We start from the raw sequence: 23125 nt of genomic DNA, 5'->3' as shown, positions 1-23125 counted from the left end.
CCTCACCAGATACCTAAACAACTGAGCCAAGTTGTTGTTTGGGTATCTCTATACAATTAAACAGCTTGGGCTTTAAAGGCCTGAATTTGACGCCGATAATCAGCAAGTTTATCCGGGGTCATCAACAAGCGTTGATCATCAAGGACGTTGCCCCCTAAATCATCCGCAATTTGCTGCGCTGTTTTCAACATTAACTTAAAATTCTGTTCCGGATCACCGTAACAAGGCAGTGTCATAAAAAATGAAATGCCTTTGGTGGTGAATGCGTCCGGGTCATCATGTTTCAACGTACCGGGTTGCATGATATTGGCAACACTAAACAACACTTTGCCCGTTCCTGATAAATCAGCGTGTCGATGGTAAATATCCATCTCGCCATAGAGCAAACCGTTTTGTTGCAAGCTGTCAAACAGTTTGGTGCCAACAAAAGACTCGCCGCCGGCACAATGTACATTGAGTACAATGACCTGATAATCCGGCTCATTCCTACCACTGTCAGTCTGTTGTTCTGGTTCGGCTTGGGGAATATCTTCGCCTTGTCCAACCGGTTGGCGAATATTCAATTCGACACTCATGTCCGCTTCATTCTCAGCTTCAATATCAGCGATAGTCTGATGTTCCAAATCATATGACCGATTCTCTTCTTCAGGCATATATCCAGAAAATAGCGGATCGACTTTATCATACTGCGTGTCGTCATCCATGAATGAGTCAGTCGTGTTATCGTCCAGTGAAAAGTCCGGCTCCTTCCGGGATTTTTTATGCTCACTCTTCTGCGGAAAAGCTCGGGTATTTTTTATCGATGATGCTGCTTCCTCTATTCTGCCTAATGGCTTATCTCCAAATTTCGATTTACTCTCTTTCCGGCTGGTCCACAGTCCATGAAAAAGTAATGCGGCGATGGCGAGTGCGCCAACGATGATGAGTACGAATCGCAATTCTTGCATCTTTAACTCTCAGTCTTCCCGATAACTTGCTTCTGAACAGAATCGCTTAAGTAAGCATGTCATGCTCAGAGATTCTCTCCACTGATCCACACACTTTAGCAAAAGTCACCCCTACATTTGAACAAATTAATGTTAGAACTGCGGGATTTTTCTGACTTTCATTCTATATTGGGTCAGTTAGAATACATGCAAACGCCTCACTTTCTTTTCAACAACAACACAGGGAAACAGAATGACGTTAAAAAAACGTTCAGGATTCGGCTATTTCTTCTTCGGTATCAAACTGGCGGTCACCCCCGGGATCAGAAGATTTGTGATACTTCCTCTGCTGGCCAATGTGCTGCTGCTCGGGGGCGCACTCTATTATGTATTTACGCAAATGAGCAACTGGCTCGATAACATAATGTCTTATGTGCCTGACTTTCTGTCATGGCTGAACTACATCATTTGGCCACTGGCTGTCCTGTCAATACTTTTTGTAACGATGTATTTCTTCAGTGCAATTGCCAACATTATTGCGTCTCCCTTCAATGGCTTGTTGGCTGAGAAAGTTGAAAAACTGCTCGATGGTCATGCTATCGACAATGAAGGCCTCTGGAGTTTTTTCAAAGATATCCCCCGCGTCTTTGCCCGGGAATGGCGCAAACTACGCTACACTATTCCGAAGATGATTGGCTTATTTATTTTGCTGCTGATCCCCGGAATCGGACAAACCATTGGCCCATTGGTCTGGTTCATTTTCACGGCTTGGATGCTCGCAATCCAATATTGTGACTATCCTTTTGATAATCACAAAGTCAACTTTGATACCATGCGTATGCAACTGAAAGGCAAACAAGGACGTGCTTATGGCTTCGGTATGCTGGTCACGCTATTTACAACCATCCCAATCATCAACTTAATTGTGATGCCGGCTGCCGTCTGTGGCGCGACGGCCATGTGGGTCAATGAGTTTAAAGCCGAAACACTTAAAGCACAGAATTAAGGCCAATGGGAGTCCGCAAAAATTGATGATGAGTACAAGAAAAAACAGAACGGTACATTGAACTTTCAGCCACACCATCCAGCCACACCATCAAACGGAGCGGTATGGCTTGAACCGTAAGTTCAATAACCCCTATAAGATATAACTTTTTAATCCTTTCATCATATTAGCGGACATCCTATGCTCTACGGGTCCCCACAAAAAACGTGTTTTCGCTCAATAAAACAACACGAAGATGTGCAATAAAGGAATATAACAATGAGTAAGATTTTTGAAGACAACTCCCTGACCATCGGTAACACCCCTATCGTCCGTCTGAACAAAGTTAGTCAGGGTAACGTACTCGCTAAGATAGAATCCCGTAACCCAAGTTTCAGTGTGAAGTGTCGTATTGGTGCCAACATGATCTGGGAAGCTGAAAAATCCGGCAAACTCAAACCGGGTGTTGAACTTGTTGAACCAACCAGCGGTAATACCGGTATTGCACTCGCGTTTGTTGCTGCGGCCCGTGGCTACAAACTGACCCTGACGATGCCGGAGTCAATGAGTTTAGAGCGTCGTAAACTGCTCAAAGCGCTGGGGGCTAACCTCGAGTTGACAGAAGCGGCAAAAGGGATGAAAGGTGCAATCAATAAAGCAGAAGAGATTGTTGCCAGTAACCCGGACAAATATTTGCTACTTCAACAATTTGATAACCCGGCTAACCCGGAAATTCATGAAAAAACGACAGGACCTGAAATTTGGGACGCAACTGAAGGTGAAGTTGACGTATTCGTCGCAGGTGTCGGTACCGGTGGCACACTGACAGGAACCAGCCGCTACCTTAAAGATGAGAAAGGTAAAGCGATTATTTCTGTTGCAGTTGAACCTGAAGAGTCACCAGTCATCACTCAGGCTTTAGCTGGCGAAGAAATCAAACCGGCTCCGCATAAAATTCAGGGCATCGGTGCAGGTTTTATCCCGGGCAACCTCGATTTATCGCTCATTGACCGTGTTGAACGCGTCACTTCTGAAGATGCAATTGACATGGCGCGTCGCCTGATGGAAGAGGAAGGCATTCTCGCTGGAATATCTTCTGGTGCAGCTGTTGTAGCCGCAAACCGTCTGGCTGAACTCCCTGAATTTAAAGGTAAAACAATCGTCGTGGTTCTGCCGAGCTCCGGTGAACGTTACCTCAGTACCGCACTATTTGCAGGGATATTTACCGAGAAAGAGAACCAACAATAATATGTGTTGAAATCAAATTTTCTATGAAAAAAGCCCCTAATTGGGGCTTTTTTGTTGATCCTTGCCCAACCTTTGGTAATATCAGACTTGCTTTATTTTTAGGTTCGAAATAAAGAACACAAGAAGCACTGCATCATCACCTATATCGCAAACTAGCGTAATAAGGTGACAACAGCTAAGCTTCATTTGGTTCTAAACTAAGAAAAAAATAAATTAAATTGGGGTATACACAATGTACGAGAAGCAAGTAGAAATCACTGCTGAAAACGGCCTTCACACTCGTCCTGCTGCACAGTTCGTGAAAGAAGCAAAAACATTTGATGCTGAAATCACCGTCACTTCAAACGGAAAAAGTGCCAGTGCGAAAAGCCTATTCAAACTACAAACACTCGGCCTTGTCAAAGGTACTGTTGTTACCATCGCTGCCGAAGGCGCTCAAGCGAAACAAGCGGTTGATCACCTAGTTGCTTTGATGGATCACCTTGAATAATTCGAAGCACTGAATTTTGAAGCCATTCTACTATCATTGTAGAATGGCTTTTGTTCATGATATATGACAAATGCTAACAATATCGTTAGCATTTAGTTTTGTAATCTCTCAATAAATTTGACCAGTTTAAGGTATGGCTATGATTTCAGGCATCCTAGCATCTCCTGGTATTGCTATCGGTAAAGCATTACTACTTCAAGAAGACGAAATCGTCCTTAACACCAACACTATCTCAGATGCGCAAATAGAAACTGAGGTACAACGGTTCTACGACGCACGTGATAAATCAAAAACGCAGTTAGAACTCATTAAACAAAAAGCGCTTGAGACATTTGGCGAAGAAAAAGAAGCTATTTTCGAAGGCCACATCATGCTGCTGGAAGATGAAGAGCTGGAAGACGAAATTTTAGCCCTCATCAAAGACGATAAGCTCCATGCTGACAACGCAATTCATACTGTCATCGAAGAGCAGGCTGCGGCTCTGGAATCATTAGATGACGAATACTTGAAAGAGCGTGCGACAGACATTCGCGATATCGGTAACCGCTTTGTAAAAAATGCATTAGGTATCCATATTGTCAATCTGAGTGCAATCAATGAGCAAGTCATTCTTGTTGCCTATGATCTGACGCCTTCAGAAACAGCACAAATCAACCTCGATTATGTGTTGGGTTTTGCAACAGACATCGGTGGCCGGACATCCCATACATCAATTATGGCCCGCTCTCTTGAGTTGCCTGCGGTTGTTGGTACCAATGATATTACCAACCATGTAAAAAATGGTGACACGCTCGTTTTAGACGCGATCAACAATAAAATCATCATTAATCCTTCAGAAGATGAACTCGCTGAAGCAAAAAGCGTTCGTGAGACGTTCTTTGCCGAAAAAGAAGAACTGACCAAACTGAAAGATTTACCTGCAGAAACCCTTGACGGACACCGTGTTGAAGTCTGCGGTAACATCGGGACGGTGAAAGATTGTGATGGTGTGACGCGTAACGGTGGTGAAGGTGTCGGTCTGTACCGTACTGAATTCCTGTTTATGGATCGTACATCTCTGCCGACTGAGCAAGAACAGTACGAAGCTTATAAAGAAGTGGCAGAAGCGATGCAGGGCAAGTCAGTCATTATCCGTACCATGGATATCGGCGGCGATAAAGATTTGCCATATATGGACTTGCCAAAAGAGATGAACCCATTCCTCGGCTGGCGTGCAATTCGAATCAGTCTGGACCGTCGCGAGATTTTGCGTGACCAGCTTCGTGCGATCCTGCGCGCATCAGCTCATGGTAAGCTACGCATCATGTTCCCGATGATTATTTCTGTCGAAGAAATTCGTGAATTAAAAGATGCGCTTGAAACATACAAAGCTGAACTGCGTGAAGATGGTCATGATTTCGATGAATCGATTGAAGTCGGTGTCATGGTAGAAACACCAGCAGCAGCAGCGATTGCTCACCATCTGGCAAAAGAAGTGTCATTTTTCTCTATCGGTACAAACGACCTGACCCAATATACGCTGGCGGTTGACCGTGGTAATGAAATGATTTCCCACTTATATAACCCACTCTCTCCAGCAGTGCTGAATGTGATTAAGCAAGTGATTGATGCTTCTCACGCAGAAGGTAAATGGACCGGGATGTGTGGTGAACTTGCCGGTGATGAGCGGGCAACCCTACTTCTTTTGGGTATGGGACTTGATGAATTCTCGATGAGCGGAATCTCTATCCCGAAAGTGAAAAAAGTGATTCGAGAAGTAGACTTTCAAGCAGTCAAAGCGATGGCGGAAGAAGCACTATCTTTCCCTACCGCAGAAGAAATTGATGCTTGTGTAGAGAAGTTTATCTCAGAAAAGTCACAATAATGATATAAGCATTTGCAGTGGGTGCATAAAAGTGGTCGCCTACTGCATATCATTAGTATACTATAACCCGAAAGAATAAATTCAAACTTTAGGAGCTGACACAATGGGGCTGTTTGACAAACTTAAAAAGTTAGTATCTGACGACAGTGCTGACACAGGCGCAATTGATATTATTGCACCGTTATCTGGTGAAATCGTCAATATTGAAGATGTGCCTGATGTCGTTTTTGCTGAAAAAATCGTTGGAGATGGCATTGCTATCAAACCATCTGGAGACAAGATGGTTGCTCCTGTAAACGGCACAATTGGTAAAATCTTCGAAACAAATCATGCATTTTCTATTGAATCAGAAGACGGTGTCGAGTTGTTCGTCCACTTCGGTATCGATACTGTTGAGCTGAAAGGCGAAGGTTTCAAGCGTATTGCAGAAGAAGGCCAACCTGTTAAAGCAGGTGACACTGTGATTGAATTTGATCTTGCACTTCTAGAAGAAAAAGCAAAATCAACGCTAACGCCTGTTGTGATCTCGAATATGGATGAAATCAAAGAACTGAATAAGCTCTCTGGTTCGGTTGTTGTTGGTGAAACACCTGTACTACGTGTCACTAAATAAATTCAACCTCATTATGAGAATACTCATTCGTTAAACGCTGCCCAAGGCAGCGTTTTTTATATCTCATTACCCCTTCATGACAGGCCAATTGCATAACGTAGCACTTGTTTTTTCAGCATCCCAGAATGATTTGCCAATTTTAAGGCAACATTTCTAACGATTTTTACTGGTGTATGGTTGTTGCTGAAGGTTTTATAAAATACGTCCATTCCTGTTTGCATCAGTAAATTATCCGGCCTTCTACGTTGTTCGTAACGCACAAACGCACTTTCGTCGAGCGTACTCGATTCTGAAAGCTGCTTGAGCAAACATTTCACATCTTTCAAACCGAGATTCACACCTTGTCCTGCCAGCGGATGAATCGTATGCGCGGCATCACCAATCAAAACGCAGCGCTTGGCAACATATTGATGGGCATGGCGCCGGGTCAAAGCAAATGAGCCATGCTGGACGACATCGATCTCACCAAGTTCTGAGGGAAAATGCGCTTGAATTTCCTGCGCCAGTCGAGTGGAAGGTAACTGACTCAATTGGCGAATTTTTTGGGGTGTATCGTACCAGACGAGTGAAGCCTGATGACCACTTAATGGTAAAAATGAACGCGGACCTGATGGATAAAAGCGTTGCCAAGTCACGTCCTGTTGTGGCTGCTCGGTCTTCACATGAATCAACATACAGTGTTGACGATAATCCCACGCGGTTACCCCGATACGAGCGAAATCACGCACCTGAGAATGAGCACCATCCGCACCAACGACCCATTGAGCATGAATCATCGGCTCTTCATCCAGATGTAAACAATTCTCCTGCTCACCGAACTCAATTTTTTGCAAGCGGCTCGGGCACTTCACCGTTAAGTTAGGATATTGCTGAAATGCTTGCCATATGCCAAGCTGGATAACACGGTTCTCAACCATATATCCCAACTGCTCCAACCCAATATCATGAGCATCAAAGCAGGTCCTACATTCCACAGATTCCCATGTTTCAAGACGGCGGTAGGGACACACTCGCATCGACTCAATGTGTTGCCACACCCCCAATGATTTAAGCAGTTTGACCGAGGCCATCGAGATAGCTGACACCCGAACGTCCATGGGCTGAGTCGCATCAAAAGGCTGCGGCTGATGACTTTCCAGTAAAACAACTTTTTTACCCTGCTGTGCCAGCCCCAAAGCTAAAGCGGCACCGACCATGCCACCCCCGACAACAGCAACTTGATATGTTTCCATAATGCTGACTACTTATGACTAATTTTGACCCTGTGATTGTACGGACTCACTGTCATCTTGAGAACTGATTTTGTCTCATTCACTCAGTAAGACAAAGATATTGCGAATGATTTAACAATAAATAACATCAAACCTCTGGTTGCCATTTTCCTTGTATATTGTGATCAGTGTTAAACACTGGTCAGCAGGTTTTGAAAACAGTACAATACGCCGCTTACCGTCAGTACGGTAATTTTCAGTATATACTAAGGGCATGAGCCCCAAAGCATTCAGACAGACAAAACGAGCGAAAGTGAGATGAGTAAGAAACTGCTAATTAAAACCTGGGGTTGCCAAATGAATGAATATGATTCATCCAAAATGGCCGACCTACTCAACGCGGCAAGTGGCTATGAGTTAACAGAAGAACCAGAGGAAGCAGATGTCCTACTATTGAATACCTGTTCAATCCGAGAAAAAGCGCAAGAAAAGGTATTCCATCAATTAGGTCGCTGGAAAAATTTAAAGGATCATAAGCCGGGCGTTGTTATTGGCGTCGGTGGTTGCGTCGCCACTCAAGAAGGTGATCATATCCGTGAACGGGCACCATTCGTTGATGTCATATTTGGGCCACAAACCCTGCATCGCCTGCCGGAAATGATTAAGCAGTCTCAATCTGCCGAAGCGCCCGTCATGGACATTTCATTCCCGGAAATTGAAAAATTCGACCGTCTGCCTGAACCTCGGGCTGATGGTGCAACAGCTTATGTTTCCATCATGGAAGGCTGTTCAAAATACTGCACTTATTGTGTGGTGCCATATACGCGTGGTGAAGAAGTCAGCCGTCCAATGGATGATGTGCTGTATGAAATTGCTCAACTTGCCGAACAAGGCGTTCGTGAAGTCAATCTGCTTGGCCAGAACGTCAATGCGTACCGCGGTGCCACATATGATGGTGAGATTTGCTCATTTGCAGATCTATTGCGTTTAGTCGCATCGATCGATGGTATTGACCGGATCCGTTTCACTACCAGCCATCCGTTGGAATTCACCGACGATATTATTACGGTTTACGAAGATACTCCGGAATTGGTGAGTTTCCTGCACCTTCCGGTACAAAGTGGTTCTGATCGGATTTTGACAATGATGAAACGTCCGCATACGGCCATTGAATATAAATCCATCATTCGCAAACTACGCAAAGCACGTCCGGATATTCAAATCAGCTCTGATTTTATTGTCGGTTTCCCCGGAGAGTCAGATAAAGACTTTCAAGACACGATGCAACTGATTCGAGATGTAGACTTTGATATGAGTTTCAGCTTTGTCTTCTCTCCTCGCCCGGGCACACCGGCAGCCGATTACCCTTGTGATCTGAGCGAAACCGTGAAGAAAGAGCGGCTGTATGAATTACAGCAAACCATTAATAGTCAGGCAATGCGCTACTCGCGTCTGATGTTAGATACCGAGCAACGTATTCTGGTTGAAGGACCATCGAAAAAGAATTTGATGGAATTACGCGGTAGAACAGAAAACAATCGTGTTGTGAATTTTGAAGGTTCAGCAGACCTGATCGGTCAGTTTGTTGATGTCAAGATTGTGGATGTTTTCCCGAACTCTCTGCGCGGTGAACTGATTCGTACCGAGCAGGAAATGGATCTACGCGTGGTTACTTCCCCGCTGGAGATGATCCAAAAGACACGTCGAGAAAATGAGTTGGGAGTTGCTACATTTACCCCTTAGTCTCGAACAATTCCCCATCTGGTTTCCGGTCAAAATCGGAAACCCGAGGATGGCATCATGAGAGGTCACATTGAGTAATAAAATTATCACACTGGAAATCAGCCTGGAACCATCCGATAACCGTCGCCTTGCAAGTCTGTGCGGGCCGTTTGACGATAATATCAAACAGCTTGAACGTCGTCTGGGCGTTGAAATCAATTACCGTAACCACCTGTTCACCGTCGTCGGTAAACCACATACCACAACGGCAGCCATCGATATTCTCAAAACGCTTTATGTGAATACGGCACCGGTCAGGGGACAAATTCCGGATATTGAGCCTGAACAAATTCACCTTGCTATCAAAGAATCCGGTATTCTGGAACAGAATGCTGAACCTTCCTTTGAGCACGGAAAAGAAGTCTTCGTCAAAACGAAGAAAGGAATGATCAAACCCAGAACACCGAATCAGGCGCAATATCTGATGAACATGGTGACTCATGACATTACTTTCGGAGTCGGACCTGCCGGAACAGGAAAAACATATCTTGCCGTAGCCGCTGCCGTTGATGCGCTCGAACGACAAGAAATTCGTCGTATTCTGTTAACACGTCCAGCCGTTGAAGCGGGTGAGAAACTCGGATTTCTCCCGGGCGACCTCAGTCAAAAAGTCGATCCTTACCTTCGTCCACTGTACGATGCGCTGTTTGAAATGCTTGGCTTTGAACGGGTTGAAAAGCTGATTGAGAGAAATGTGATTGAAGTAGCGCCTCTCGCCTATATGCGAGGCCGGACACTCAACGATGCATTTATTATCTTAGATGAAAGTCAGAATACCACGGTCGAGCAGATGAAAATGTTTCTGACCCGTATCGGTTTCAATTCAAGAGCGGTCATCACAGGCGATGTCACTCAGATTGACTTGCCTCGTGGTGCAAGATCAGGACTCCGTCACGCAGTAGAAGTTCTGAATGAAGTCAATGAAATCAGCTTCAATTTCTTCCAAGCAGATGATGTCGTTCGTCATCCGGTTGTTGCCCGGATTATCAATGCTTATGAAAAATGGGAAGCACAAGATCAAAGAGAGCGCAAAGAGTACGAGAAAAGACGCCGGGAAACGCAACAAAACCGTGCGACTGAAGAGCAACAAGACGCTTCTCCAACCGTACCGGAGTCTGATCAATCATGAGTATTGTGCTCGATTTACAAGTTGCAGTAGAACACCCGGAAAATATTCCCTCTGAAGAGAATTTTGCTCACTGGCTCACAGCCGCGGTCTCCCCTTTTCAGACACAAGCAGAAGTCACAATTCGAATTGTTGACCATGTGGAAAGTCAGCAACTAAACTCTCAATATCGCGGAAAAGACAAACCGACCAATGTATTGTCATTTCCGTTTGAATTACCACCGGGAGTTACACTGGATCTGTTAGGCGATCTAGTGATTTGCCGCGAAGTTGTCGAACAGGAATCCGATGAGCAGCATAAACCGTTGCCCGCGCATTGGGCGCATATGGTTGTACATGGTAGCCTTCATCTGTTAGGTTATGATCATATCGACGATGACGAAGCTGTAGAAATGGAGTCACTCGAAACAGAAATTATGTTGAAATTGGGCTATCAAGACCCATATTTAACAGAGAAATAGTAGAGCAGAGAATCAACACCCCCTTGTTCTACGATGTGTGCTATCACACGTCTGATAGCGTGACTGAATAGAGTAACAATGAACGAAGACAATTCGCAGAATTCTGAAGGTCCGAGTAAGAAGTCCTTTTTCGGACGTTTAGGTCAGCTTTTTCAGGGCGACCCCAAAGATCGACAGGAATTGGTAGAAGTTATCCGGGATTCGGAAATCAATGACCTGATCGATCACGATACGAAAGATATGTTGGAAGGGGTCATTCAAATTTCTGAAATGCGAGTTCGGGATATTATGATCCCCCGCTATCAGATGGTGACGATTGACAGAGAGGCATCCCTCGACAAACTCATCACCCTCATCACAGATGCCCAACACTCACGATATCCCATCATCAGTGAAGATAAAGACCATGTTGATGGTATCTTGCTGGCAAAAGATCTGCTCAAATATCTCGGTTCAACATGTACACCATTTCATATCGATGAAGTTATTCGTCCTGCTGTTGTTGTTCCCGAAAGTAAGCGAGTCGATCGGTTATTGAAAGAGTTCCGGGAAGAACGCTACCATATGGCGATTGTTGTCGATGAATTTGGTGGTGTGTCCGGGCTTGTTACCATCGAGGATATACTGGAAGAAATCGTCGGAAATATCGAAGATGAAACCGATGATGAAGAACAACAGGATATCCGAAAACTCAGCAAACACACTTTCGCCGTCAATGCGCTGACGACGATTGAAGACTTTAATCAGACATTCGGTACCAACTTCAGTGATGAAGAGGTGGACACCGTTGGCGGGCTGGTAATGACAGCATTCGGCCATCTCCCTGAACGGGGTGAAGTGGTTCAATTGACTGACTATCAGTTTAAAGTAACCAGTGCAGATAACCGACGCGTGATTCAACTACAAGTGACAATTCCTGACGTTGAAACCGTTTCAGAAGCGTTTCAGGAATAGTAATATAGTCGGCAACCACTCCCTATCGAGTTAAACAATAATCACTGATGTCTAATCCAAACTATTCTCGTTTTATGCGGCCATTGATGGCCGTTTTTTCTGGTGTCATCGGCTCATTTGCTTTCGCGCCCTACGCATGGTGGCCGTTAGCATTCCTCTCCCTGTATTTTTTATTTCTTCTGTTATACCGCCGCTCAGCGAAACAAGCTTTCTTGCTAGGGCTGCTTTGGGGACTCGGATTCTTCGGTCACGGGGTATACTGGATTCACGTCAGCATTGATACGTTTGGCGGTGTGCCTAAAGTGGTCAGTATCCTACTGATGGGGTTGCTCTCCGCTTATCTGGCTCTTTATCCGGCTTTGTTCGGTTACGCCCTGAACCGATATTTTCCTCGAGAGTCCGCAATTCGCTACCTATTGGCCGCTCCTGCGCTTTGGCTGGTGAACGAATGGTTACGCGGATGGGTCTTTACCGGCTTTCCGTGGCTCTGGCTCGGATATAGCCAAATCGATACGCCTTTGGCAAATTATGCCCCCATCGGAGGCGTCGAACTGATCACACTCGCGATAGCCTTGATCTCAGCGGCAATGGCATACCTCACTTTGCAGCGGCAATGGCTCGCCCTACTCGTTCCATTCGGTATTTATGGGATTGCAGCTGCCCTCAATGCTGTTCACTGGGTATCACCACAACCAGAGCGTCAGACCACCGTGGCGCTTGTTCAAGGCAATATTGATCAAGCGCTCAAATGGCGTCCCAGTGAGCGCTGGCCAACGCTGATGAAATATGCAGATTACACGCAAGAAAATTGGGATGCAGATATTATCATTTGGCCGGAAGCCGCGATTCCAGCCTTTGAACATGAATTACCGACGTATCTGAGCTCTCTGGATGAACTCGCCAGAAAAAATCACTCAGCACTGCTCACGGGAATATTAACCAGACCCGATAATCATACATTCTATAACAGTATTCTTGCACTTGGTCAGGGCACCCCCGTATATCAAAGTGCAAACCGGCCCAAATATAAAAAACATCATCTGCTGCCATTTGGCGAGTTTGTTCCGTTTGAACAGTGGCTACGACCACTGGCGCCACTGTTCAATCTCCCGATGTCTTCATTTTCTCCGGGACCCTATATTCAGCCGAACATTCAAGCAAACGGTCACTTCTTCGTGGCTGCACTTTGCTATGAAATCGTATTTAACGAACAGATCCGAGAAAATGTCACCGATCAGACTGATTTTCTGCTGACCTTGTCAAACGATGCTTGGTTTGGGCGCTCAATCGGCCCGCTCCAGCATATGGAAATAGCGAGAATGCGGGCACTGGAACTGGGAATCCCCCTGATTCGTTCAACCAATAATGGCGTGACCGCTATCACTGACTATCGGGGGAAAATTACCCATCGGTTGCCGCAATTTGAAGCGGGTGTTCTCAAAGCCACACTGACGCCAACCCAAGGAGAAACGCCTTATCGCATGTTGGGCTCGTGGCCGCTTTATGGCTGGATAGCGTTCAGTTTATGCTTCGGATTCATCCTCACCCGCTCTCGTGATAAGTGACAATATGACATAAGCGGGTGACCATAGTTCAGCCTTCCGTTCACGACTTTAAGTGAACAGAAACCCGGCTGAACTGCTCATGGCCACAGTTCATACAAGGGATAACTTCTGTCGGGTGGTTATATTCCATTTTATGACCACATCGTTCACAAACCAGAACACCAAGGCCGATCACATCGCCTGCTTTGTACGTCCCTTGATGACCCAGTTCATGTTGCAGTTCCGCCCATTCTAAAGCCGTTCTATCCGTAATCGATGCCAAAGCCTCCCAGATCGAATTAGAAATCATCACTGAAAAAGGACCACTTTTACTTTCCTCATAATGTTCAGCAAATTCATGCAAATCGGCTTTCATATAGGCAGAGATCAATGCCAATTCATCTTTGGTCATATCAGACGCAGCCTGAACCACTTTTTCCGATGTTTCGATTGCATTCTGCAGCCTTTCCGGGCTCTGTTGTACGGTTTCCACCACCTCTTTTAACAGAGTTTCATATCCCGATTTATGTTTTGACATGACAAACCTCTTCCAAACTAGATTGACTATTGTTGTGTACTCTCGCTTTAGGTATTCTATGTCGATCTATTCGTACCTGTTCTAACTGAACTCACAAATTCCAAGATAATCGGACATCATCGATGCAAGAACAATATAATCCACAAGAAATTGAGCCCAAAGTTCAAGCGTATTGGGAAAGTAGCAAAACCTTTACTGTTACAGAAGATCCTAGTAAAGAAAAATTTTACTGTTTATCTATGTTTCCGTACCCAAGTGGCCGACTACACATGGGACATGTACGTAATTACACGATCGGTGATGTAATTTCCCGCTTTCAACGCCTGCAAGGTAAAAATGTCATGCAGCCCATCGGATGGGATGCATTCGGTCTTCCGGCTGAAAATGCAGCAGTCAAAAATAAAACTGCGCCGGCACCATGGACCTATGAAAATATCGAATACATGAAAAACCAGTTGAAACTGCTGGGATTCGGTTATGACTGGAACCGGGAGTTTGCAACCTGCCGCCCTGAATACTACCGCTGGGAACAAGAGTTCTTTACCAAATTATATGAAAAAGGCTTAGTCTACAAAAAGACCTCTTCCGTGAACTGGTGCCCGACCGACCAAACGGTTCTGGCAAACGAACAGGTAGAGAACGGCTGTTGCTGGCGTTGTGATACCCCTGTCGAACAGAAAGAAATCCCGCAATGGTTTGTTAAAATCACCGCTTACGCTCAGGAGCTGCTGGACGATCTGGATACACTGGACGGCTGGCCGGAAATGGTTAAAACCATGCAGCGTAACTGGATTGGTCGTTCCGAAGGGGTTGAGTTGCAGTTTGACGTACCGAACTATGGTGCACTGGAAGTCTACACCACTCGTCCGGATACATTGATGGGAGTGACTTATGTCGGTATCGCAGCAGGCCATCCGCTGGCAGCCATTGCGGCGCAGAATAACCCGGCAGTCGAGCAATTTATTGAAGAGTGTAAAAACACCAAAGTCGCTGAAGCCGAACTGGCAACCATGGAGAAGAAAGGCATCGATACGGGTTTGACGGCGATTCACCCACTCAATGGGCGTGAAGTGCCAGTCTACATTGCCAATTTCGTCCTGATGGATTACGGCACCGGTGCTGTCATGGCTGTCCCTGCACATGATCAACGAGACTTTGAATTTGCGACCAAATATGGGCTAGAGATTAAACCGGTCATTCAACCAGCAGACGGAAGCCCTCTTGATATGGCTGAAGCAGCCTATACGGAAAAAGGCATTGTATTCAATTCCGGTGAGTTTGATGGTTTGAACTTCGACCAAGCGCTGGATGCCATTGCCGCCAAACTCGAATCAGAAGGCAAAGGACACAAGACCGTCAACTTCCGTTTGCGTGACTGGGGGGTTTCCCGTCAACGTTACTGGGGCGCGCCAATTCCAATGGTCACCACGCAAGACGGTGAAGTTCATCCGGTACCCGCCGACCAATTACCCGTACGGCTCCCGGAAGATGTCGTAATGGATGGGGTTACCAGCCCGATTAAAGCAGACAAAACATGGGCTGAAACGACTTATAACGGTCAACCTGCACTGCGTGAAACCGATACTTTCGATACGTTTATGGAATCATCATGGTATTACGCTCGCTACTGTTCACCGCAAGCAGAACAAATCGTAGACACTGAACAAGCCAACTATTGGCTCCCTGTCGATCAATATGTGGGTGGCATTGAACACGCATGTATGCACCTGCTTTATTCACGTTTCTTCCATAAACTCCTTCGTGATGCCGGTTATCTCTCTTCAGATGAGCCATTCAAGAAGTTATTGTGCCAAGGTATGGTTCTGGCTGACGCATTCAGCTACCAGAATGAAAAAGGTGGCAAAGAGTGGGTTTCACCAACTGAAGTAAAAATTGAGCGTGACGGCAAAGGACGGATCACCTCAGCTATCGATGCAAAAGGGCATCAGGTGGCGCATTCCGGCATGGTCAAAATGTCGAAATCGAAGAATAACGGTATCGATCCCCAAGAAATGGTCGATAAATACGGTGCGGATACGGTCCGACTGTTTATGATGTTTGCCTCCCCTGCGGATATGACTTTGGAATGGCAAGAATCAGGCGTTGAAGGCGCAAACCGCTTTTTGAAACGTGTCTGGAAGCTGGTACTTGAACACACGACTCAAGGCGAAGCGACTGCCGTTGAAGCACAATCACTGACTAACGAACAAAAAGCACGCCGTCGAGAGGTTCATAAAACCATCGCGAAAGTCACCGACGATATTGAGCGCCGTCAGACGTTCAACACCGCGATAGCCGCGATTATGGAATTGATGAACAAATTGGGCAAAGCGCCTCAGGAAAATCCTCAGGATCGCGCCATACTGGATGAAGCTCTCAAAGCGATTGTGGTGATGCTGTCGCCAATTACACCGCATATCTGCTGCGAAATGTGGCAAGCTTTAGGGTGCACGGATCTCGATCATGCCCCTTGGCCAACCTACGACGAAAAAGCGCTGATCGAAGATGAAAAACTGATTGTTTTGCAAGTCAATGGTAAGGTGCGTGGTAAACTAACCGTTGCCGCAGATGCCACCCAAGAACAAGTGGAAAGTTTGGGATTGCAAGACGAAAATGTTCAGAAATTCACCGATGGTCTAACGATCCGGAAAGTGATCTATGTTCCGGGTAAGCTACTGAGCATTGTGGCAAACTAATTAGATTGTATTTTAACAGCGAATGGTATGTGACTAACAAGATCGTACCAACAAGATTGTCTGTGGTGCAAAGCATCACGTTATATCTTGAATTGTGATGAACTCAATCACTGAATAGGAGTCAGTAGACAAATGTTGATCATGTTTACTGACTCTAGTGATTTCAGGACAGAATATTTCCCATCATCGATGGTTTATCACACGGTGTGATGGTCTGGAACTATCTCTGTTCAATTGATTAAAATAGGACTCGAATGCGTTCACTTCATCCCTCATTACTACGACATATCTTCCTGACATTGTTGACGATATCGTTGACGGCCTGCGGTTTTCATTTACGGGGAGATTATGATGTTCCTGAAGCGTTAGATAAGCTATCGGTGACCAGTTACGACCAATACAGTCAGTTTACCCGAATCGTCAAAAACCGGCTGAGACTGAATGAGATTGAGATCGTTGAACCGGCGGAAGACATTCCTAATTTACATCTTGTCAGCGAAACTATCTCATCAAGAACACTGTCTATTTATCAGAATACGATCGCAGCGGAAAAAGAGTTGACACTCAATGCGACGTTCCGAGTGACGGTTCCCGATGTTGGTACCAAAACGTTCACGACGACGGTCACCCGTAGTTATCTGGACAACCCGCTCACGGCTTTGGCGAAGTCGATGGAAAGTGCCATGCTCGTTGATGAGATGCGTCAACTGGCTTCATCTCAGATTATTCGTCTCATGGCTCGTTTAAAACCGGACCTGACTTTATCTGAACGTTCAGAGCGTTCACGCCAGCGTAACATGTCTGAACAGGGGGAGAGCCATGGTCATGTGTCAACCACTGAGGTTTCAACGGATCAACACACCATAAGCCAATAGAGTTTGACAGAGATTTTGATGCGTATATTTGCGGAAAAATTGCCGGAACATCTTCAACATCAGTTGATGTCAGTTTATCTCCTCTTCGGAAATGAACCGTTATTATTGCAAGAGTCCCGGCTCTCGATTGCCCAGAAAGCCAAAGCGCAAGGTTTTACTGAAATCTACCGTTATCAGGCGGACAGTACACTGGATTGGCACCAAGTCTTCGACCATTTTCAGGCTTTTAGTTTGTTTTCAAGCCAACAATTGGTCGAGTTAACACTCCCTGACGGGAATATGAATGCTCAGTTAACGGGACAGCTACTCGCGCTGGGAGACATGTTACATCCGGATACGATTCTGGTTGTGATCGGTAATAAACTCACCAAAGCGCAGGAAAATACCAAATGGTTTAAAGCCTTAGCCACACATGGCTGTTTGGTGAACTGCCTGACACCGGATCTCAACCGTCTGCCACAATTTGTCATGCAACGTTGCCGGAAACTGAAACTCGTTCCCGACCCGGAAGCGTTACAAATGTTGGCACAATGGCATGAGGGAAACCTACTGGCTCTTGCTCAGAGTCTGGAGAAACTCGCGCTACTCTATCCTGATGGTCAACTGACACTGATCCGAGTCGAAGCCTCACTGTCCCGACATAATCATTTTACCGTCTACAACTGGACAGATGCTTTGCTGGACGGAAAATCCAACCGTTGCCAGCGCATTCTGCGTCAGCTCGAAGCCGAAGGTACTGAACCCGTATTACTGTTACGTTCCGTCCAGAAAGAATTGCGCTTACTGACCACCCTTCATGCACAACAGCAAGACGCATCGCTGCATACACTGATGGACAAACATCGCATCTGGAAAAATAAGCGTTCACTTTATGTGAATGCACTCAACCGACTCAGTACGGATAAACTATACATGCTGATTCAGGCCTTGAGTCATATTGAACTCTCGGTCAAAACGCGCTACGACATCAATCCATGGCCACTGCTGCAAGCGTTTAGCTTACAATTTACCCAAGCCGGTTTGACGCCCGCTGTGCCTGATTAAAAGCATGATATACTTTAAACAGATTTGAAAGACGTGAGAGATTCAAATCTGCTGATAAAAATGAGTCGTTGGAAAGTAGAGACAAAGTTAGAGGAAATTTCATTGCAACACGAAGAACTGAAAAAATTTTTAGTGGATAAAGCAGATGATATGAAAGCTGAAAATATCACAGCACTCCATGTAACCGGAAAATCAAGTGTCACCGACTACATGGTGATCTGCACCGGAACATCAAAACGTCATGTGTCATCGATTGCCAATCATGTTGCCAGCGAAGCCAAAAAATTAGGCATGTCCCCTCTGGGGATGGAAGGTGACTCAGAAGGAGAATGGGTCGTGCTGGATATGGGAACATCGATGTTACACGTCATGCAGGAAGAACAGAGATCGCTCTATCAGCTTGAAAAACTCTGGAGCTAAAGCGTGAAGATTCAGCTAGTTGCCGTGGGCACAAAAATGCCCCAATGGGTTGAACAGGGATTCAATGAATATCAACGCCGCTTCCCGCATGATATGCCTTTAGAGCTCATTGAAATCCCCGCCGGAAAGCGTGGTAAAAACGCAGATATCCCCAGAATACTGGATAAAGAAGGGGAAGCGATGCTCGCTGCGATTCCGAAAGGACATCGTATTGTCACGCTCGATATTCCGGGAAAACGCTGGGATACCCATCAACTGGCACAACAGATGGAAAGCTGGAAATTAGATGGACGTAATGTCTCAATCTTAATTGGTGGGCCCGAAGGGTTATCACCGGCCTGCAAACAAGCCGCAGAACAAAGCTGGTCTTTATCGCCACTCACACTCCCTCATCCTTTAGTCCGTATTGTGATGGCTGAAAGTTTGTACCGTGCCTGGAGCGTCACAACCAACCATCCTTATCATCGAGAATAATACCAGATGCTTCTCAAACGCAGTCAGATCCGAGACTACAAGTCAGAAGACAATCTGTTTCGGAACAGAGCTATCATTTCGTTTTTAGCGATTATCATTCTGGTTGGTGTGTTAATCGCAAACTTGTATACCCTTCAGGTGGTGCAATTTCAGGATTACAGAACCCGCTCTAACGATAACCGGATTAAAATTGTCCCTATCGCCCCGAACCGCGGGCTAATTTATGATCGCAATGGGGTCTTACTGGCAGAAAATCGTCCTATTTTCGATTTGGAAATTACACCGGAACAAGTCGATGATATGAATGCGACCATTCAGCGATTAAGACAAATCATTGATATTACCCCAGAACAAGTCGCCGCTTTCCACAAAGAATTACGTCAAACCCGACGCTTTAACTCGGTGCCGATTCTGACGCAATTGACACCAGAAGAAGTCGCTAAATTTTCGGTGAATCAATACAAATATCCGGGTGTTGCAGTTACGGCTCGTCTGAAACGTTACTACCCTTTTGGTAAAATGCTGACCCACGTGATCGGCTATGTCTCCCGGATCAATGACCGCGATATTGAACGCCTGAAACGAGAAGCAAAAGAGGCAAACTATCAGGCATCCCGTGACATCGGTAAGTTGGGTATCGAACGCTATTACGAAGATATTCTACATGGCATGCCGGGATATCAGGAGGTTGAAGTCAACAGTCGTGGACGCGTCATCCGCACCCTCAAATATGTGCCGCCGGTGCCGGGTAAAGATCTGGTACTGAATATTGACATCAACTTACAGCGTTACGTCTATCATTTGCTTGATGGAAAAAGAGGCTCAGCGGTCGTCCTTGATCCAAAAGACAATGGTGTACTCGCAATGGTTTCCAGCCCAAGCTATGACCCCAATGCCTTTGTCCACGGCATCACCAGCAAAGCTTATCGGGCACTGTTGAGTAATAAAGATCGTCCTTTGGTCAATCGTGCCACGTTAGGGATCTATCCACCGGCATCCACTGTCAAACCGTTAATTGCCGTGTCTGCATTGCAAGAAGGGGTCATCACCCCAACCTCTACTCGCAATGATCCGGGATACTGGCGAATTCCCAATTCAAAAACTAAACCTTTCCGAGATTGGCTCAGATGGGGACATGGTAAAGTCAACATCACCAAAGCATTGGAAGAGTCCGTTGATACATTCTTTTATCAAGTCGCTTACGATATGGGCATCGATCGGCTGTCTCGCTGGATGAAAAAATTCGGTTACGGAGAATATACCGGCATTGATATCTTCGAAGAAAGTAAAGCCAATATGCCGACCAGAGAGTGGAAGATGGCTCGTCACCGAACCCCTTGGTATCAGGGAGACACCATTCCTGTTGGGATCGGTCAGGGCTATTGGACAGCAACACCGATGCAAATCACGAAAGCAATATCGGTCTTAGTCCACCATGGTAAGGTCCTCGCGCCACATTTCCTTCGGGCAACCATTGAAAATGGAGAACCCTTTAGCAAGCGGCAGAAAGCAGAAGTTGAAACCTATCCACCCATTACTGGCGTACCGGAAAAATACTGGGACATCGCAATCAATGGTATGTATCTGGTCAATCATGGTCCTCGCGGAACGGCACGTCATGCATTCAAGCATCTCAAATATAAAAGTGCCGGTAAGTCAGGGACGGCTCAGGTATTCGGTCTCGCGGAAGGGGAAGAATATAATGCAGACGATCTTGCAGAACACTTACGCGACCATGCACTATTCACTGGATTTGCCCCCGTCGATCATCCGAAAGCCATTGTCACTATCGTCTTGGAAAATGCGGGAGGCGGCTCCAGTCATGGTGCTCCCGTCGTGCGAAAAATCTTCGATCACGTTATTCTAGATGAAGACCAACAAGAGAAGAAAAACTAATGGAATTCGATCCATCTACAGGCCAAAGCCGGGCATTTTTTGAACGTTTACACATTGATCTTCCTCTGTTACTCGGTCTACTTCTGGTCATGGGGTTTGGGCTGGTTGTGATGTATAGTGCCAGCGGCCAAAATATGGCAATGATGGAGCGCCAAGCGATGCGGATGGTCTTAGCTGTTGCCATCATGGTTGCCCTTGCTCAGTTATCGCCCCGAAGTTATGAATCTTTGGCACCGTTTCTGTTCTCCTGTGGTGTGCTACTCCTTGTCGGTGTTCTGATTGCAGGAGAAGTATCGAAAGGTGCGCAACGCTGGCTCGATATCGGCGTGATCCGTTTTCAGCCTTCAGAATTACTCAAATTAGCCGTCCCGCTAATGGTCGCCCGATATATCAGTAAACGCCCGCTCCCACCGTCATTCAAGACCCTCGGTGTTTCTCTGGTGATGGTCTTTGTCCCGACGATTCTCATCGCAAAGCAGCCCGACTTAGGGACTTCGATTCTGATTGCGGCTTCCGGTGTCTTTGTCATTTTCCTCGCGGGCATCAGCTGGCGGATCATCTTTGCGGCACTCTTTTCCGCAGGGGCTTTTGTGCCGATTCTGTGGTTCTTTTTAATGCGTGAATACCAGAAAGTACGAGTGCGAACTCTATTCAATCCCGAATCCGACCCATTAGGCGCCGGATATCATATAATCCAGAGTAAGATCGCCATTGGCTCCGGTGGTATTTTAGGGAAAGGCTGGCTACACGGGACTCAGTCACAACTTGAATTTCTGCCAGAGCGTCATACTGATTTTATTTTTGCCGTGATTGCCGAAGAATGGGGGCTGATTGGTATTGTTGCTTTGCTATCCGTTTACCTGTTTATCATCGGACGAGGTCTTTATCTGGCCAGTAATGCCCAGACTGCTTTCGGAAAAATGATGGGGGGGAGTATTGTACTCAGCTTTTTTGTCTATGTGTTTGTCAATATTGGTATGGTGAGTGGAATTTTACCTGTTGTTGGCGTTCCACTGCCATTAATCAGTTATGGTGGGACGTCCATGGTAACGCTCATGGCAGGCTTTGGCATCCTGATGTCAATTCATACTCACCGAAAAGCATTTTCAAAGGCAATCTGATGAGCATTCGACTGCTTCTATATTATAGCGCAATCCTTCTGTTTATGGCTGGCTGTAGCTCTTCCGGCCGTTATGACATCCGTGATGATGTGGCCCCCAAACAACCCATCTCCGTTGATAATATTGAGGATGCTCACCCCAAATACGAATCTTATAGTCTTGGCGGAAACAAGGACTATACTGTTCGGGGGAAGAGATACCATATCATCAAAAATCCAAAGGGATTTAAGGAGCAAGGACTTGCCTCCTGGTATGGTAAAAAATTCCATGGTCATCAAACCTCCAATGGTGAGATTTATGACATGTACTCCATGACCGCAGCCCATAAAACGTTGCCGATTCCCAGCTATGTCAGGGTTACAAACACGAATAATGGGAAAACGGCGATTGTTCGCGTCAATGATCGCGGACCTTTCCACACCGGAAGAATTATCGATTTAAGCTATGCAGCAGCATACAAGCTTGACGTCATCCGAACCGGCACCGCCCCCGTCAAAATAGAGGTACTGACTTATGACCGCCCAACTGTGACAGCGGCGGCTCCCCCTAAAAAACACCAATCTGACTATATCATTCAAGTTTCTTCTTCAACACATTTGGGAAGAACCCGAACTTTATCGCAAGATTTGAGTCAGAAGTTATCTGTGACCAGCTATATCGATAGCCTAAATGGTAGTCACCGAGTTTTTCTCGGCCCGTTTCATGACTACTCCCAGACACAACAGACACTGGAACAGGTGAAACAGCTGGGCTACAGCACCGCCTTTATCAGGAAGCACCGGCAGATACAATAAATACCGGAAAATCTGGCCGAATCGCCCTTTGGGTCTGGCTTGAGAAAATGAGTTTCTGTTAAG

21 protein-coding genes are annotated in these 23125 nt (G+C 45.9%); 18 read left to right on the top strand and 3 right to left on the bottom strand.

The window, feature by feature from the left end; genetic code table 11:
* Positions 1-56 precede the first annotated feature (56 nt).
* Positions 57-947, bottom strand: a complete 891-nt coding sequence (zipA, locus tag OCU60_RS05020; protein WP_074374103.1) for a cell division protein ZipA — start codon at positions 945-947, stop codon at positions 57-59.
* A gap of 232 nt (positions 948-1179) precedes the next feature.
* Here zipA and cysZ point away from each other — a divergent pair, with 232 nt between their 5' ends.
* The 5 genes from cysZ to crr all read left to right on the top strand — a co-directional run bounded on the left by cysZ (position 1180) and on the right by crr (position 6126).
* A complete protein-coding gene (cysZ, locus tag OCU60_RS05015) occupies positions 1180-1932 on the top strand; it encodes a sulfate transporter CysZ (RefSeq protein ID WP_074374104.1) in 753 nt (250 codons plus the stop codon).
* 258 nt (positions 1933-2190) lie between these two features.
* Positions 2191-3159 carry a cysteine synthase A gene (gene cysK / locus OCU60_RS05010; protein ID WP_074374105.1) on the top strand — a complete coding sequence of 323 codons (969 nt, stop codon included), beginning with the start codon at positions 2191-2193 and terminating at the stop codon, positions 3157-3159.
* A 232-nt stretch (positions 3160-3391) separates the two neighbouring features.
* Positions 3392-3649, top strand: coding sequence for an HPr family phosphocarrier protein (locus tag OCU60_RS05005; protein WP_074374106.1), 258 nt, complete (start codon positions 3392-3394; stop codon positions 3647-3649).
* Between the two features lie 139 nt (positions 3650-3788).
* Positions 3789-5513 (top strand): phosphoenolpyruvate-protein phosphotransferase PtsI, encoded by a 1725-nt coding sequence (gene ptsI, locus OCU60_RS05000; protein ID WP_074374107.1) that lies wholly within the window; start codon positions 3789-3791, stop codon positions 5511-5513.
* Between the two features lie 103 nt (positions 5514-5616).
* A complete protein-coding gene (crr, locus tag OCU60_RS04995; protein ID WP_021019441.1) occupies positions 5617-6126 on the top strand; it encodes a PTS glucose transporter subunit IIA in 510 nt (169 codons plus the stop codon).
* Positions 6127-6200: 74 nt separating this feature from the next.
* Here the strand turns inward: crr and OCU60_RS04990 are convergent, their stop codons facing one another.
* The gene (locus OCU60_RS04990) at positions 6201-7358 is read right to left on the bottom strand and encodes a 2-octaprenyl-3-methyl-6-methoxy-1,4-benzoquinol hydroxylase (RefSeq protein WP_074374108.1); all 1158 of its coding nucleotides are present in this window, start codon (positions 7356-7358) and stop codon (positions 6201-6203) included.
* A gap of 297 nt (positions 7359-7655) precedes the next feature.
* On the opposite strand from OCU60_RS04990, the gene miaB reads away from it, so the two are divergent.
* From miaB to lnt, 5 genes are all read left to right on the top strand, one after another.
* Positions 7656-9080 carry a tRNA (N6-isopentenyl adenosine(37)-C2)-methylthiotransferase MiaB gene (gene miaB, locus OCU60_RS04985; protein ID WP_074374109.1) on the top strand — a complete coding sequence of 475 codons (1425 nt, stop codon included), beginning with the start codon at positions 7656-7658 and terminating at the stop codon, positions 9078-9080.
* A gap of 70 nt (positions 9081-9150) precedes the next feature.
* A complete protein-coding gene (locus tag OCU60_RS04980; protein WP_074374110.1) occupies positions 9151-10248 on the top strand; it encodes a PhoH family protein in 1098 nt (365 codons plus the stop codon).
* On the top strand, positions 10245-10706 hold the full coding sequence (ybeY, locus tag OCU60_RS04975) for an rRNA maturation RNase YbeY (protein ID WP_074374111.1): 462 nt from the start codon (positions 10245-10247) through the stop codon (positions 10704-10706). The genes OCU60_RS04980 and ybeY overlap by 4 nt, the downstream gene beginning before the upstream one ends.
* 78 nt (positions 10707-10784) lie before the next feature.
* On the top strand, positions 10785-11660 hold the full coding sequence (corC, locus tag OCU60_RS04970; RefSeq protein WP_074374112.1) for a CNNM family magnesium/cobalt transport protein CorC: 876 nt from the start codon (positions 10785-10787) through the stop codon (positions 11658-11660).
* 47 nt (positions 11661-11707) lie between these two features.
* Complete coding sequence (gene lnt, locus OCU60_RS04965; protein WP_074374113.1) at positions 11708-13225, top strand: apolipoprotein N-acyltransferase; 1518 nt, start codon at positions 11708-11710, stop codon at positions 13223-13225.
* A 40-nt stretch (positions 13226-13265) separates the two neighbouring features.
* On the opposite strand, the gene OCU60_RS04960 is transcribed toward lnt, so the two are convergent.
* A complete protein-coding gene (locus OCU60_RS04960) occupies positions 13266-13742 on the bottom strand; it encodes a zinc ribbon-containing protein (protein WP_074374114.1) in 477 nt (158 codons plus the stop codon).
* Between the two features lie 122 nt (positions 13743-13864).
* Between OCU60_RS04960 and leuS the strand changes: the two genes are divergently transcribed.
* From leuS to OCU60_RS04920, 8 genes are all read left to right on the top strand, one after another.
* Positions 13865-16438, top strand: a complete 2574-nt coding sequence (leuS, locus tag OCU60_RS04955) for a leucine--tRNA ligase (protein WP_074374115.1) — start codon at positions 13865-13867, stop codon at positions 16436-16438.
* A gap of 254 nt (positions 16439-16692) precedes the next feature.
* The gene (locus OCU60_RS04950) at positions 16693-17313 is read left to right on the top strand and encodes an LPS-assembly lipoprotein LptE (protein ID WP_083602713.1); all 621 of its coding nucleotides are present in this window, start codon (positions 16693-16695) and stop codon (positions 17311-17313) included.
* A gap of 18 nt (positions 17314-17331) precedes the next feature.
* Entirely contained in the window at positions 17332-18357 is a 1026-nt protein-coding gene (holA, locus tag OCU60_RS04945) for a DNA polymerase III subunit delta (RefSeq protein WP_074374116.1), read from the top strand.
* Positions 18358-18459: 102 nt separating this feature from the next.
* Entirely contained in the window at positions 18460-18777 is a 318-nt protein-coding gene (gene rsfS / locus OCU60_RS04940; RefSeq protein ID WP_095533331.1) for a ribosome silencing factor, read from the top strand.
* Positions 18778-18780: 3 nt separating this feature from the next.
* Positions 18781-19251 (top strand): 23S rRNA (pseudouridine(1915)-N(3))-methyltransferase RlmH, encoded by a 471-nt coding sequence (rlmH, locus tag OCU60_RS04935; protein WP_059120268.1) that lies wholly within the window; start codon positions 18781-18783, stop codon positions 19249-19251.
* Positions 19252-19257: 6 nt separating this feature from the next.
* Positions 19258-21147 (top strand): penicillin-binding protein 2, encoded by a 1890-nt coding sequence (gene mrdA, locus OCU60_RS04930; protein ID WP_074374118.1) that lies wholly within the window; start codon positions 19258-19260, stop codon positions 21145-21147.
* Positions 21147-22268, top strand: coding sequence for a rod shape-determining protein RodA (gene rodA, locus OCU60_RS04925; RefSeq protein WP_074374119.1), 1122 nt, complete (start codon positions 21147-21149; stop codon positions 22266-22268). Before mrdA ends, rodA begins: the two co-directional genes overlap by 1 nt.
* A complete protein-coding gene (locus tag OCU60_RS04920) occupies positions 22268-23062 on the top strand; it encodes a septal ring lytic transglycosylase RlpA family protein (protein WP_074374120.1) in 795 nt (264 codons plus the stop codon). The genes rodA and OCU60_RS04920 overlap by 1 nt, the downstream gene beginning before the upstream one ends.
* The last annotated feature ends 63 nt before the right edge of the window (positions 23063-23125 follow it).

The sequence above is a fragment of the Vibrio spartinae genome, assembly GCF_024347135.1.
Taxonomy (GTDB): Bacteria; Pseudomonadota; Gammaproteobacteria; order Enterobacterales; family Vibrionaceae; genus Vibrio; species Vibrio spartinae.
Note: the sequence above shows the minus strand (reverse complement) of the source record. Positions and strands in the feature narration are given on the sequence as shown.

Excerpts from the sequence above, each read along its gene's own strand:
- zipA (WP_074374103.1), bottom strand. The coding sequence starts at position 947 with ATGCAAGAATTGCGATTCGTACTCATCATCGTTGGCGCACTCGCCATC.
- cysZ (WP_074374104.1), top strand. The coding sequence starts at position 1,180 with ATGACGTTAAAAAAACGTTCAGGATTCGGCTATTTCTTCTTCGGTATC.
- cysK (WP_074374105.1), top strand. The coding sequence starts at position 2,191 with ATGAGTAAGATTTTTGAAGACAACTCCCTGACCATCGGTAACACCCCT.
- OCU60_RS05005 (WP_074374106.1), top strand. The coding sequence starts at position 3,392 with ATGTACGAGAAGCAAGTAGAAATCACTGCTGAAAACGGCCTTCACACT.
- ptsI (WP_074374107.1), top strand. The coding sequence starts at position 3,789 with ATGATTTCAGGCATCCTAGCATCTCCTGGTATTGCTATCGGTAAAGCA.
- crr (WP_021019441.1), top strand. The coding sequence starts at position 5,617 with ATGGGGCTGTTTGACAAACTTAAAAAGTTAGTATCTGACGACAGTGCT.
- OCU60_RS04990 (WP_074374108.1), bottom strand. The coding sequence starts at position 7,358 with ATGGAAACATATCAAGTTGCTGTTGTCGGGGGTGGCATGGTCGGTGCC.
- miaB (WP_074374109.1), top strand. The coding sequence starts at position 7,656 with ATGAGTAAGAAACTGCTAATTAAAACCTGGGGTTGCCAAATGAATGAA.
- ybeY (WP_074374111.1), top strand. The coding sequence starts at position 10,245 with ATGAGTATTGTGCTCGATTTACAAGTTGCAGTAGAACACCCGGAAAAT.
- corC (WP_074374112.1), top strand. The coding sequence starts at position 10,785 with ATGAACGAAGACAATTCGCAGAATTCTGAAGGTCCGAGTAAGAAGTCC.
- lnt (WP_074374113.1), top strand. The coding sequence starts at position 11,708 with ATGTCTAATCCAAACTATTCTCGTTTTATGCGGCCATTGATGGCCGTT.
- OCU60_RS04960 (WP_074374114.1), bottom strand. The coding sequence starts at position 13,742 with ATGTCAAAACATAAATCGGGATATGAAACTCTGTTAAAAGAGGTGGTG.
- leuS (WP_074374115.1), top strand. The coding sequence starts at position 13,865 with ATGCAAGAACAATATAATCCACAAGAAATTGAGCCCAAAGTTCAAGCG.
- OCU60_RS04950 (WP_083602713.1), top strand. The coding sequence starts at position 16,693 with ATGCGTTCACTTCATCCCTCATTACTACGACATATCTTCCTGACATTG.
- holA (WP_074374116.1), top strand. The coding sequence starts at position 17,332 with ATGCGTATATTTGCGGAAAAATTGCCGGAACATCTTCAACATCAGTTG.
- mrdA (WP_074374118.1), top strand. The coding sequence starts at position 19,258 with ATGCTTCTCAAACGCAGTCAGATCCGAGACTACAAGTCAGAAGACAAT.
- rodA (WP_074374119.1), top strand. The coding sequence starts at position 21,147 with ATGGAATTCGATCCATCTACAGGCCAAAGCCGGGCATTTTTTGAACGT.
- OCU60_RS04920 (WP_074374120.1), top strand. The coding sequence starts at position 22,268 with ATGAGCATTCGACTGCTTCTATATTATAGCGCAATCCTTCTGTTTATG.